At 53.4% G+C, this 11,625-nt stretch carries 11 protein-coding genes, 1 tRNA gene and 1 pseudogene; 7 read left to right on the top strand and 6 right to left on the bottom strand.

Going from position 1 to position 11,625, the window contains the following annotated elements; translation table 11 throughout:
* Positions 1-123: 123 nt before the first annotated feature.
* Positions 124-279 carry a helix-turn-helix domain-containing protein gene (locus PSJ8397_RS17440; protein WP_143515523.1) on the bottom strand — a complete coding sequence of 52 codons (156 nt, stop codon included), beginning with the start codon at positions 277-279 and terminating at the stop codon, positions 124-126.
* 114 nt (positions 280-393) lie between these two features.
* Here PSJ8397_RS17440 and PSJ8397_RS16575 point away from each other — a divergent pair, with 114 nt between their 5' ends.
* From PSJ8397_RS16575 to PSJ8397_RS16605, 7 genes are read left to right on the top strand one after another with little or no spacing between them, the layout of a single operon-like run.
* A complete protein-coding gene (locus tag PSJ8397_RS16575) occupies positions 394-831 on the top strand; it encodes a helix-turn-helix domain-containing protein (protein WP_159453170.1) in 438 nt (145 codons plus the stop codon).
* Entirely contained in the window at positions 828-2,336 is a 1,509-nt protein-coding gene (locus PSJ8397_RS16580) for a type I restriction-modification system subunit M (RefSeq protein WP_085865765.1), read from the top strand. The genes PSJ8397_RS16575 and PSJ8397_RS16580 overlap by 4 nt, the downstream gene beginning before the upstream one ends.
* Positions 2,326-3,459: a restriction endonuclease subunit S gene (locus PSJ8397_RS16585; protein ID WP_085865766.1), complete on the top strand. Its 1,134-nt coding sequence runs from the start codon at positions 2,326-2,328 to the stop codon at positions 3,457-3,459. The genes PSJ8397_RS16580 and PSJ8397_RS16585 overlap by 11 nt, the downstream gene beginning before the upstream one ends.
* Positions 3,460-3,487: 28 nt before the next feature.
* Complete coding sequence (locus PSJ8397_RS16590) at positions 3,488-3,829, top strand: hypothetical protein (protein ID WP_085865767.1); 342 nt, start codon at positions 3,488-3,490, stop codon at positions 3,827-3,829.
* Between the two features lie 6 nt (positions 3,830-3,835).
* Positions 3,836-4,474 carry a hypothetical protein gene (locus tag PSJ8397_RS16595; protein ID WP_143515524.1) on the top strand — a complete coding sequence of 213 codons (639 nt, stop codon included), beginning with the start codon at positions 3,836-3,838 and terminating at the stop codon, positions 4,472-4,474.
* Complete coding sequence (locus tag PSJ8397_RS16600; protein WP_085865769.1) at positions 4,471-7,743, top strand: type I restriction endonuclease subunit R; 3,273 nt, start codon at positions 4,471-4,473, stop codon at positions 7,741-7,743. The genes PSJ8397_RS16595 and PSJ8397_RS16600 overlap by 4 nt, the downstream gene beginning before the upstream one ends.
* Positions 7,740-8,468 carry a M48 family metallopeptidase gene (locus tag PSJ8397_RS16605; protein ID WP_085865770.1) on the top strand — a complete coding sequence of 243 codons (729 nt, stop codon included), beginning with the start codon at positions 7,740-7,742 and terminating at the stop codon, positions 8,466-8,468. The genes PSJ8397_RS16600 and PSJ8397_RS16605 overlap by 4 nt, the downstream gene beginning before the upstream one ends.
* 130 nt (positions 8,469-8,598) lie before the next feature.
* On the opposite strand, the gene PSJ8397_RS16610 is transcribed toward PSJ8397_RS16605, so the two are convergent.
* The 5 genes and pseudogenes from PSJ8397_RS16610 to PSJ8397_RS16625 all read right to left on the bottom strand — a co-directional run.
* Positions 8,599-10,014: a site-specific integrase gene (locus tag PSJ8397_RS16610; protein ID WP_085865771.1), complete on the bottom strand. Its 1,416-nt coding sequence runs from the start codon at positions 10,012-10,014 to the stop codon at positions 8,599-8,601.
* A gap of 114 nt (positions 10,015-10,128) precedes the next feature.
* A pseudogene (locus PSJ8397_RS17445) lies at positions 10,129-10,299 on the bottom strand (DUF6538 domain-containing protein); the annotation flags it as partial.
* Positions 10,300-10,422: 123 nt separating this feature from the next.
* A tRNA-Cys gene (locus PSJ8397_RS16615) sits at positions 10,423-10,496 on the bottom strand.
* Positions 10,497-10,842: 346 nt separating this feature from the next.
* On the bottom strand, positions 10,843-11,250 hold the full coding sequence (locus tag PSJ8397_RS16620; RefSeq protein ID WP_085865772.1) for a universal stress protein: 408 nt from the start codon (positions 11,248-11,250) through the stop codon (positions 10,843-10,845).
* Between the two features lie 175 nt (positions 11,251-11,425).
* On the bottom strand, positions 11,426-11,625 hold a 200-nt coding region (locus tag PSJ8397_RS16625), incomplete at its 5' end, for a histidinol dehydrogenase (protein ID WP_200811328.1).

Genomic DNA, 11,625 nt, shown 5'->3' on the forward strand with positions numbered 1-11,625 from the left:
ACAACACGAAACGACCACACAGTGCCTTGGGCTACCGCCCACCTGCCCCGGAAACCATCGTCCCGATGGAACCCAGGCCAATAATGCACTAACATTCAAACTGGACCGCTTAGGTGGGGCTGATCAACCGGTCCCCGAGACGATTGCATTTAGCGTCTTGCGAGACGGTATGTGCAGCCCATCGCGCACTCGTAGAACGGTCGGGGCACTAATGCCGCACCGGTCCCCAAATGCCTTCAGGCTTAGCTTATTCTGATTCAGGTATTCCTTGAGCGTCATGTTGATGTTTCATAAAGTGAAACATAATGATTCGCTATAGGTAACTTTCATGAATGTTGCATTTTTTGCCAATATGTTTCACAACGTGAAACATACGAGCTTGAAAGAACCCCTTTGGATCATCTTTACGAACGCATCAGAGATGCGCGGGAACGCGCAGGCCTGTCCGTCAATGAGGCGGCGGACAAGCTGGGTGTGAGCAGGGTTCAAGTCTGGAGGATGGAAAACAAGGCAGAAACGATTAGTGCAGAACGCCTCTTTGTCATTGCAGCGATTTATCAGGTGGACCCGTATCAACTGTTCCATGGCACTAAAGCGACTGCGTGTTCTCAAACAGGCATCTACCGTCGCATAGGTGAAGTCGTTTCGATGGTTGAGGGCGAGGCTCAGAAGCTCGATGTAAAACCGCCGCCGCATCTAGTTGGAGAGGCCGTCATCGAGGTTCTGCGTCAAGAGAATGGAACCAGCACGACACCCAATAATGAACCTTTAGATGCAACCAAATATCGGGGCTTTGTTGCCCTTCTTTTTAAGCAGGCAACGAATTCATGACCCCAATCACCCAATCCGAAGTCAATAACGCAGCATGGTCTGCCTGTGACACATTCCGTGGTGTCGTCGATCCGTCGATTTACAAAGACTATGTGCTGACGATGCTCTTCCTGAAATACATCTCTGATGTTTGGAAGGACCATCGGTCAACCTACGAGGCCCAGCATCCCGATAGCCCCGAACTGGTTGAGGCGATGATGCAACAAGAGGCTTTCGTGCTGCCCGTTGATGCCAGCTTTGATGTCCTTCACGACCGTCGGCATGAAGCCGGGAATGGGGAGCGGATCGACAAGGCCCTTCATGCCATTCAGGAAGCCAATGGCAACAAGCTGGATCAGGTGTTTCAGGACATTCACTTCAACAGCACCAAGCTGGGGGATGAAGAGCAGAAGAATGACCTGCTGCGTCACCTGCTGGAAGACTTCGCTAAGGATGCCCTCGACCTACGTCCGTCCCGTGTGGGGCAGTTGGACATCATCGGTGGGGCATATGAATACCTGATCAAACACTTCGCTGCCACTGCGGGCAAAACTGCTGGTGAGTTTTACACGCCACCAGAGGTGTCTGACCTGATGGCCCGTCTCGCTGATCCACAAGAAGGGGATGACATCTGTGATCCCACCTGTGGGTCTGCATCACTGTTGATGAAATGTGGGCGTCAGATCAGGAACAAGACGGGCACCAAACGCTACGCCCTCTACGGTCAGGAATCTATCGGGTCCACATGGGCCTTGGCCAAGATGAACCTGTTCCTGCATGGGGAGGAGAACCACGAGGTCCTCTGGGGGGATACCATCCGCAACCCGAAGCTACGGGTGAAGGAAGACGCTCTGCGGCACTTCGATGTGGTCGTCGCCAACCCGCCGTTCTCTTTGGACAAGTGGGGGACTGCCACCGCCGAGGCCGATACATTCGGGCGTTTCCGCCGTGGTATCCCGCCCAAGACCAAGGGTGACTATGCCTTCATCCTGCATATGATCGAGACGTTGAAGCCCAAGACAGGCCGGGCTGTGGTCGTCGTCCCCCATGGGGTGCTGTTTCGTGGATCGACCGAGGGTAAAATCCGTCAGAAGCTGGTGGAGGAGAACCTGCTGGATGCGGTGATCGGCCTGCCCGAAAAACTGTTCTTCGGTACGGGCATTCCTGCAGCCCTGCTGGTGTTCCGCAAACATAAAGCAGACGACTCTGTGCTGTTTATCGACGCCAGCCGAGAGTTCGCATCTGGCACCAACCAGAACGCATTGGACCAAACTCACATTGACAAGATCATGCAGGTCTTTGCGGATCGCACATCGGTGGACAAATACGCCTACCGAGCGACGCAGGCCGAGATCGCAGAGAACGACTTCAACCTGAACATCCCCCGCTATGTGGATACCTTCGAGGAAGAGGACGAAATCGACCTGATGGCGGTGCGGGCCGAACGGGTGAAGCTGAAGGACGATCTGGTCGAGTTGGAAACCCGCATGGCAGGGTATTTGCAGGAGCTTGGGTATGGTTCCTGAGGGGTGGGAAGAACACCTATTGGACGACTCGGCTAAACGTCGAAGCGGCCATACACCTAACAAGAAAATTCCCGATTACTGGAACGGCGGGATAAAGTGGGTCTCCCTCGCCGATAGTAGTGCGTTGGATGACGGATACATCCGCAATACGGACAAAGAGATTTCCACAGAAGGTTTGCGAAACTCGTCGGCTGTCATGCTGCCAGCAGAGACCGTGATTCTGTCACGTGATGCGGGAGTCGGAAAAAGCGCCATTCTCGGTGAAGACATGGCTGTGAGCCAACACTTCATCGCATGGACCTGCGATGAGCAAAGCAAGCTCAACAACTGGTTCCTCTATAACTGGCTACAGATGAAGAAGCCTCTGTTCGAACGCATGGCGGTAGGCTCAACAATCAAGACAATTGGTCTCCCATTCTTCAAGAAACTTAGTATCTACGTCCCCCCACTCGCCGAACAACAGAAGATCGCGGATATCCTCTCGACCTGGGATCAGGCCATTGAAAAGACGGAAGGACTGCTGAGCAACGCCCGCACCCAAAAACGCGCCCTCATGAAGCAACTCCTCACAGGCAAACGCCGCTTCCCCGCGTTCGAAGGCCAGCCATGGAAAGAGGTGCGGTTGGGGGATGTCTTGGATATTGAATACGGAAAGTCCCCGAAAGACATCCGTGTTAACGATGGCACAGTGCCAATTATCGGAACTGGAGGCGTGACGGGCCATTGTCATGAAGGCTTTGCTGAAGGACCAGCAATCGTTTTAGGCCGCAAGGGAACCATCGATTCACCCCGATGGGTTGAGGGTTCGTTCTGGCCAATCGACACGACTTATTTCTGCAAGACCAATGAGCAGAACAGCTTGCGCTGGCTGTTCTATCGTCTCAGCTTCATGAACCTGCGGGCCTACAACGAAGCTTCAGGGGTCCCAAGTCTGTCCAGAGAAACTCTAAGATCGATCCGAATTAGTGTCCCGTCACTCGACGAGCAAAGACTGATTTCACGAGCAATCGGCAACGAAGAGGTCTTTGAAGACATTTGCAGGCGCGAGGTAGCCCATCTCCGCACGGAGAAGAAGGCCCTGATGCAACAGCTTCTCACGGGGAAGCGGCGGGTGGTGGTCTAAACATGAATTACTATCCAAGGAGCACGCTTTGAAGATCGAAACTCACACGCCCGATTGGCAAGACCCCAATGCTATTGCCGCATTTGTTCGTCATAGCTCTAAGCCGAACGGCAAGGCCGACCAAGCTCCGACGCAGGTGATGGGGCCACATCGGCACCCCGATCTTGGCTTGGTCGTCACCATAGTTGTTAATGCTGCGAAGGACGGTAACAAAGCCAATACGGTGATCACCCACATCCCGATCAAGACGCTGTCACAATGGGTGACGAATGCCCTCCCTGATATGCCCAAGGTCGGGGCTGACATCTCAACAACTGGCTTGGATTTTTCGGATATGTTCGACGACATCCAAATCCCAAACGAAGAGTAGTTGGTCATGGTGCGGTTGTCATTTGTTTGGGTGTTCTGTCTTTCACTGATTGGGACGATAGCGAACGCCTTTGTTGTGGATGTTGATCGCTGCCCTACTTATCCATCTGGCGCCAATACCGTCTATGAGTTCCACTTTGACCAATTCGCAATCTCGCCCGACGTGACAGTCAAAGTTTCGCAATCCAGTTACAACGATGACATTACCATCGCGATCACGGATGACCCACGTGAGGCGAACCTGATTATCGCCGATGAACTGGATCAGGCTGACATTGTGATTTGTCGTTCCGGCCCATCGGGTATTCTGAGTGCCCGCGATATAACAACGGTCAAGGTCGAGAACTTCTCAATTGCACCTGACATCCGTGTTGGCACCACAACGAATATTGTCGGGGCCGAGTACATTTTGTTTAACTACTCTGAAGCGTTCTCGGACGATGAGGCTGCCGCGTTCTTTGCTGTGTTGTGGAAGCGCGTTCAAGATCAAGAGCAAAGAACAGTTACGGCCTATCAACTACAGTATAGACAGAATGGTGCCTGGGTTGGTGGGCCACTATATGGTTCGGCATGGGAATGTTCAGATGCGCAGTGGGCACCTGGTGTGATCGGGGCGCGATGCAGAGAAGTGCAGGTGGAACAATGACCGACCCAAAAGCCCCTGACACCCGCGAAGAAGCGGCATCAAAGCTGCCAGCTTTGCACGTCCTCATGGTCATGGGCTGGTCGTATCTGTCGCCTGCTGATGCCAATGCAATGCGTGGGTCTGAACGGTCGGTTCTGTTGGAGCCTGTGTTACGTGAATGGTTGGGGGCACATCGGTTCGACTTCAAAGGTCAGCAACATCCACTGTCAGAAAGCGGGATCAATCAGGTCATCAAAGCCATTGCTGCCACCAAGTTGAACGAGGGGCTGATCGCGGCCAATGAGGTCATCTACAAGCAATTGACCCTGGGCATCACGGTTGATGAGTTCGTGGGTGCCGACAAGACATCCGTCACGGTCCCGCTGGTTGATTGGACCAGTGTCGATACGAACCTGTTCCACGTGACGGAAGAACTTAGCGTGGAACGCCCCGCTAGTTTGGGTCGGTACCGGCCCGACGTGGTGTGCTATGTGAACGGGCTACCGTTGGTCGTGATTGAGGCGAAGCGACCCACATCGTCATCATCAGAAAAGTCGATGGTTGCGGAAGGGATCAGCCAACATCTTCGCAATCAGAAGGACCAAGGCATTCAAAGCCTGTATGCCTATTCGCAATTGCTGCTGTCGATCTCAGGCACCGATGCTCGGTACGGGACGACCGGCACCCCTGCGAAATTCTGGGGGTCCTGGACAGAAGAAGAGATCACCGAAGCGCAGATGCAGGAAGTGAAGTCTACGTTCCTGAAGAGCGATCAACAGGCAGCATTGTACGCGGATAAACCCCGTTGGGCCAAGGACGACTTTGAAAGACTGCATAGCGGCCTTGTGCTGCCCACAGAGCAGGATCGAATGATCATTAGCCTGCTTCGGCCAGACAGGCTCCTCGATTTCACCAGGCGGTTCATTTTCTATGACCGTGGCACAAAGAAGATCGCGGCTCGGTATCAGCAATTCGGTGGGGTCAAAGCGATCCTGGCACAGGTGGCAAAGCAGAAGCCTGACGGAAGTCGCGAAGGTGGCGTCATTTGGCACACCACGGGGTCAGGTAAGTCGAACCTGATGGTTCTACTGACCAAGGCACTGCTGCTCGACCCGGAGCTTGCCAGCAGCCGCATCATCATTGTGACGGACCGCGTTGATCTGGAGAAGCAGCTTGCCACAACGTTTTTAACAGGAGGTGCGTTCGGGTCTGTTGTGGCCACCAAGAAAGACGGTGAGAAGGCCAAAGTGCAGTCTGGTCGCGACTTGGCGAAACAGATTGGGTCGGGCAATGGGCGGATTATCTTTACGCTACTGCAAAAGTTCAACTCCGCGACTAAACTGCCAGAGTGTAAGAACACATCAGACAAGCTGATCGTTCTGGTTGATGAAGGGCACCGTAGCCAAGGTGGTGAGAACCACGAACGGATGCGTCAGGCATTGCCGAATGCGGCATTCATCGCCTTCACAGGCACTCCGCTGCTGAAAGAAGACAAGACCCGTAACAAGTTCGGCCCGATCCTACATGCGTATACGATGCAAGATGCCGTCGAAGATGGGGCGGTCACACCGTTAGTGTATGAGGAACGCAAACCCATCGTTGATATCAACGAACGTGCCGTAGATGCATGGTTCGACCAACGCACCATGGGGCTATCTGATCAGCAGCTATCTGACTTAAAACAGAAGTATGCGACCCGTGGGCAGGTATACAAAGCCGAAGCACGCATCGAGATCATCGCTTGGGATATCGCCGCGCACTTCAAAGAGAATTTTATCGACCGCAGTCCTGGGTTAAAGGCCCAACTGGCGACCGACAGCAAACTGTCGGCGATCAGATACAAGAATGCACTGGATGCCACTGGGATGGTCACCAGTGCCGTGGTTATCTCGGCACCAGATAGTCGTGAAGGCCATGACGACACCGACGAAGCTAAGACACCCGAGGTACAGGCATGGTGGAACCAGAACGTCGGCAATGACCCTGAGGGCTATGAGAACGATGTGATAGCTGGTTTTGCGACCGACGGTGCCCCTGACATATTGATCGTTGTGGATAAGCTGCTTACTGGCTTCGATGAACCACGCAATGCCGTCCTCTACATCGACAAACACCTCAAGAGCCACAACTTGCTACAAGCCATTGCTCGGGTGAACCGTTTGCATGAGGCCAAGCAATTTGGCTACCTGATTGACTATCGCGGCATCCTTGCCGAACTCGATACGTCTATACAGGACTATCAAGACCTCGCTGCACAGACCCAGAATGGTTACGATGTTGATGATCTGGCTGGGACGTTCTCCAACATATCGACCGAGTACAAACGTCTTCCTGGCCTGCATGATGGGCTATGGGCGATCTTTTCGGCAGTGCAGAACAAGGATGACCAGGAGCAGTTCCGTCGAGTGCTGGTCCCCCGTGTAACCGAGGATGAGACTGGGCATAGCTTCGATCAGGCACAGAAGGTGCGTGAAGACTTTTATGCTGCTCTGACAGATTTCGGTATGTGCCTAAAGCTGGCCCTCTCATCTCGCACTTTCTTTGACGATGGTGCGTTCAATGAACAAACCATCCAACGATACAAACGTGATCTGCGATTCTTCACCGAACTGCGGATACAAGCCAAGCGTGATGCAGGTGAGACGGTCGATTTCTCCGATTACGAAGACCAAATCAGGCGAATGGTGGACAAGCAGGTCATTGGCCAAGAGATCATCGATCCCGAAGGGTTCATCCGTGTTGAAACCTTAGGCCAAGATGAAGACCCCGACGATTGGTCAGATGACAAGACGCGCACTGAAGCCGATGTCATCAAGACCCGTTTGCGCAAGACCATCGAGCAAGACCTGATCGATGATCCTTACGCGCAAAGGGTGTTTTCAGAACTCCTCAAAGAAGCGATCCAGGCCGCTGAGGCCATGTTCGATCACCCTGGCAAGCAATACACGATGTTTAAGGACCTTGAAGAACAAGTGGCAGCAAGGAACACTCCTGGGGTACCTGATCGCTTTACCGACCATCCAAGGGCAGCAGCTTACTATGGTGCACTCCTAGATCAGTTGGGTGTTTCCCAACATGAAGAGGAAACGCTGGTAGAGGAGGCCATGCATATCGACACCACCGTTGACGATGCTGTGCAGACACATTCGATCAACCCCGGCAGCATCGAGGCGGAAATACGCAAGGCCCTGTTACCTCGCTACTTCAAATTCTTCGGTGGCTTAGATGACGCAAATGGAATGATCGACCAGATCGTTGGTATCGTCCGTGCTGGTGCGAACCGATCATGAGTGGTTTTGTACTGGCTTATGGGGAGGACCGCATTCCCTACCAGGTATCCTATGCGGACAACCGAAGCTCACGGGTTGCGATCCACGTCAACCCAGACGGTTCGGTCGCCGTCGATGCACCTCATGGTTTCTCAGATGACAGCATCAAGTTGGCGGTTCAGAAAAGAGCCCGCTGGGTTGTCGGCCATGTCAGTGAAGCAAAGAGCCGGTACGCACATGTGCGGCCCCGCGAATATGTCTCCGGTGAGCAGGTCTTGTACTTGGGCCGACGCTATATGCTCAAGGTGATACCTACAGATGCGTCACCAGCCCCAGCACGGCTGCGAGGCAATAGGCTAGAGGTCGAGACGGCCAAAGGTACAGAGAATGACGTCAGGGGCCGTCTCCGTGCCTGGTATCGCGTAAGGGGGCGGGATTATCTTAGCCGTCGTATCGATGCATTGACCAATCGCTTGCCCTGGGTGGATGCACCGCCGCCCTTTCGTTTGTTGGAGATGTCACGCCAGTGGGGAAGCTGTTCCCCGTCTGGTGAGATCATTATCAATCCACACTTGGTCAAGGCTCCCCGTAACTGCATCGATTACGTGCTGACCCATGAACTTGCACATCTAAAGCACCATGACCATGGACAAGCGTTTTGGAAACTAATAGACGCCCACGCTGGTGACTGGCGGAAAGCAAAGCATCACTTGGATGGTTTGGTAGAAGTGCTTTTGCTAGACTGAAATATGTGTTGATTAAGTGCCTTTGTCAGGTGCCTCTATGCGGGGCAATACCCCAAAAGTTCACACACTTTACTGAATCCCCAATGATATCAGTAGGGGTTGAGACCCTGCCGGGGTCGTAACCCGTGGTTCAACTTGTCTGGCTATTGCGTGCCCGCTCAAGGTAGCGGTCTGCTTCGGACTTCATGAAATCCATGTCGATTGGCGGAAGTTGAATGTCGTTCATCACTCGTTCAGCCAATACATCCGGCATTTGGTATATGTCATCACCGTACTCTTCCCAGGACACTCCACCTACAAAGTGCCCCATGACAACCTGCACGAATTCTTGGTCGAGTTTCCCACGAAATCCAGCCTTACGAAAGGTGTGTCGCAACGAGTGAGTGACAAGCTGCTTGCTGTCCAACCCGGTCTCAGGGTCGCTTTGTCCATAGTTGCGGAAGCTTCGTATAAATGACCTGGACACGCTGTTGCCCCTTTTTCCGCCGTTGTGATGCGGCAAGTTCGGGAATAAGTGTGTGCTTCCCGTCGATGCTACAGCGTTTACATAGTCTAGAAATCCGATTTCGACGAGATTGCGGTGTATCGGAATGGTCCGGTTAGCAGACATCGATTTGACTTTCTTCGCTATCGCTGGGTCTTCGTCGTACAGATTCTCGCAAACAATGAATGGAAGCGGATCGTACCTGACATCTTTCACATGTAGCTGACTTATCTCGTCTAAACGCGCTCCTGTGTGGTACAAAATAAGCGGAATCCAAAACTTCTCTGGGGACTTCGGTTGGTAAACCTTAGATGAAAAGATCGTTTCTATTTGTCCCGGGGTGAAAGCGATGATTCTTTTCGATTTCTTTTTGGGCTTTTTTGAGAAGCCGTCGCAAGGATTTCGCCAGTCCCGATTGTCTATCTCACTGGTTTCTTCAAAGGCGTACTGAAGCGTGACCTTAACCCCTCCGATGTTTTTATTGATCGTGGCCTGGCTGAACCTGGGAATATCCAATCCCTCTGCCCAAACTACCTGATCAGGCATTGGCAGAATTCGGATGTTGTTTGGGGGGCGGGAGGGCATCCGGCGAAGCATATCTCTGAATTCTTCGACATGGCGTCGATCAATAGAAGCCACATCCAAATCGCCGTGCAATTCGACAAATCGTCGAATTCCAATACCAAAGTCGTTCTCTGCGCTGGGGCCAATCTCTTTTGCCTTAACGTATTTTGGATAGATGCTGGTTAACCGCCTTCGCTTGGGCGTCCGGTTAGGCCTTGTGACTACGCTCAGGTAGTCAGGTAACCAATGGGCATCTTCCACTCCAGCATCGCTTAGAACTTCCTTCCAACCGTTAGAAAGCTCTGGGTTTCCGGTTAGGTACTCGTCGATACAATGATCGATTAAAGTTTCGTGTTCTGCGGGGAGGAGATCGCCCTCGTATTGAATTCTCTCCAACCAAGTATCAACAGATTCTGTGATGTCTTCTCTGGAACTTAGTATGCTATTCGGTGCTTCGTCTCCTATCCTAGCTTCATCTTCGAAGGCATCGGGGAACATATCCCTGGGGATTAACTGCCGGTTGGTTAGTTGGAATTCGATGCCCCACTGTATGGCTAGATCGTGCAGATCATCGTCGGTTAGGCGGCGATAACTCCCTGATCGAACAGACTCAATTATCTCATCAGTCTCGACCGTTCTTTTTCGACAGCGACGTTCGGCTTCGCTTCGACTGTCCGTCCACAAGCTTTCCCGCCAAGATTTACATCCCAAGACAGGGCGCACGTCTTTAGGGACGGCTCGTTCGAACTGAAAACTGTTCCCTCGTGGTTGGAGGTACTTCACGTCAAAATCTCACACGAATTCACACAGGAGTTCACACAGCACAACACACTTGGTCACCTATGAACCCCTGTAAATCATGGGTCATATTGAATTCACGGCACAAAAATAGTCAAGAAGGATGTTTGGAGGCGAGTACCGGAATCGAACCGGTGTACACGGATTTGCAATCCGCTGCGTCACCACTCCGCCAACTCGCCTAACGCTTTGTGGTTGGGGCTGAGTAACTTGTTCGCTCAAGACCCGCAACCCCTCTGACACGCCGTGGGCCACACTTTCACGAACTGATTTTGTTCAGGGGTTTTGCGGCCGTCGCAGGGCGTGCAAGGGTGACCTTGCCCGTGTGTGTTGCAAGAGAGTGCCGCGCTTTGCCTGCGGTGTCCTTGGGCTGAAAAGCCCCGTTGCAATGACCCGCAGCGGGGCGGGCCAGCAGACCAAACGACATGAAGATGCCTTAGCCCCCGTCAGTGGCCGCGGGGTTGGCTCAAGAACCGCTTTGTCCGCTCGTTTTGTTGGCAATCGAAGAAGGGCTGGGGTGCTTGGCGGTCAGCTTCGGTAAACATGGACGGCACAAGGGGCATGTCGCACCACGCGGGCCGCAGTTGAGCCCAGCAGATAGTCGCTGAACCCCGGTTTGTGGGATCCCATAACGATACAATCCACATTGTTTTCAGTCGCGTAATCGATAATGGACCGATAGGTATGACCGACTACCATTTCGGCCCTCACGCCGTCCAGATCAGCGGTCTTTGAGGCCAATTCGGCCTTCGCCTTGGTCACGCCGTCTTTTTGTGCGTCCTCACTCATGAAGGCTTTGACTGACCCTTGCGGGGCTTCGTAGACATGCAGGGCTATGATTTCGCCGCCGTTCGCCGTCAGCGCCTGTGCGATTTCAAGTGTGTGTGCCGACACGCCGTGATCGAGGGCCATGGGAACCAGTATCTTCTTGTACATCTGCAATCTCCAGTCGTTGTATGGGGCCATCAAGCCCTTTGGCTAAAATGGTCTTCGGCGCCGCCATGACCAATAGCCGGTGGTGGTTGAGGCGCCGGTGATGAGGACCGTTAGCGGTGGCGGGGCAGGCCGGGCATCGCCCTTTCACAGCCAAGCGTCCTTGGCGTCCGCCCCTTTATTCCGCGGTGAGGTCGAAGTTTTCGCCTGGGAAGTATTTGGCGAGGCGGACGTCGGCGGCGCGGGCGTGGCCTTCCATGCCTTCGAGGCGGGAGATGCGGGCTGTGGCGATGGCCACGTCTTTGGACGCCTCGCGCGTGGTGCGCTGCCAGGTGACGATCTTCATGTATTTGTGCACCGACAAGCCGCCCGTGTAGC

Origin of the sequence: Pseudooctadecabacter jejudonensis, assembly GCF_900172275.1 — a bacterium.
GTDB classification, from domain to species: Bacteria; Pseudomonadota; Alphaproteobacteria; order Rhodobacterales; family Rhodobacteraceae; genus Octadecabacter; species Octadecabacter jejudonensis.

Bases quoted from the DNA above. Each gene is read 5' to 3' on its own strand.
- PSJ8397_RS17440 (WP_143515523.1), bottom strand. From the start codon at position 279: ATGACGCTCAAGGAATACCTGAATCAGAATAAGCTAAGCCTGAAGGCA.
- PSJ8397_RS16580 (WP_085865765.1), top strand. From the start codon at position 828: ATGACCCCAATCACCCAATCCGAAGTCAATAACGCAGCATGGTCTGCC.
- PSJ8397_RS16585 (WP_085865766.1), top strand. From the start codon at position 2,326: ATGGTTCCTGAGGGGTGGGAAGAACACCTATTGGACGACTCGGCTAAA.
- PSJ8397_RS16600 (WP_085865769.1), top strand. From the start codon at position 4,471: ATGACCGACCCAAAAGCCCCTGACACCCGCGAAGAAGCGGCATCAAAG.
- PSJ8397_RS16620 (WP_085865772.1), bottom strand. From the start codon at position 11,250: ATGTACAAGAAGATACTGGTTCCCATGGCCCTCGATCACGGCGTGTCG.
- PSJ8397_RS16610 (WP_085865771.1), bottom strand. From the start codon at position 10,014: ATGTTCCCCGATGCCTTCGAAGATGAAGCTAGGATAGGAGACGAAGCA.
- PSJ8397_RS16595 (WP_143515524.1), top strand. From the start codon at position 3,836: ATGGTGCGGTTGTCATTTGTTTGGGTGTTCTGTCTTTCACTGATTGGG.
- PSJ8397_RS16605 (WP_085865770.1), top strand. From the start codon at position 7,740: ATGAGTGGTTTTGTACTGGCTTATGGGGAGGACCGCATTCCCTACCAG.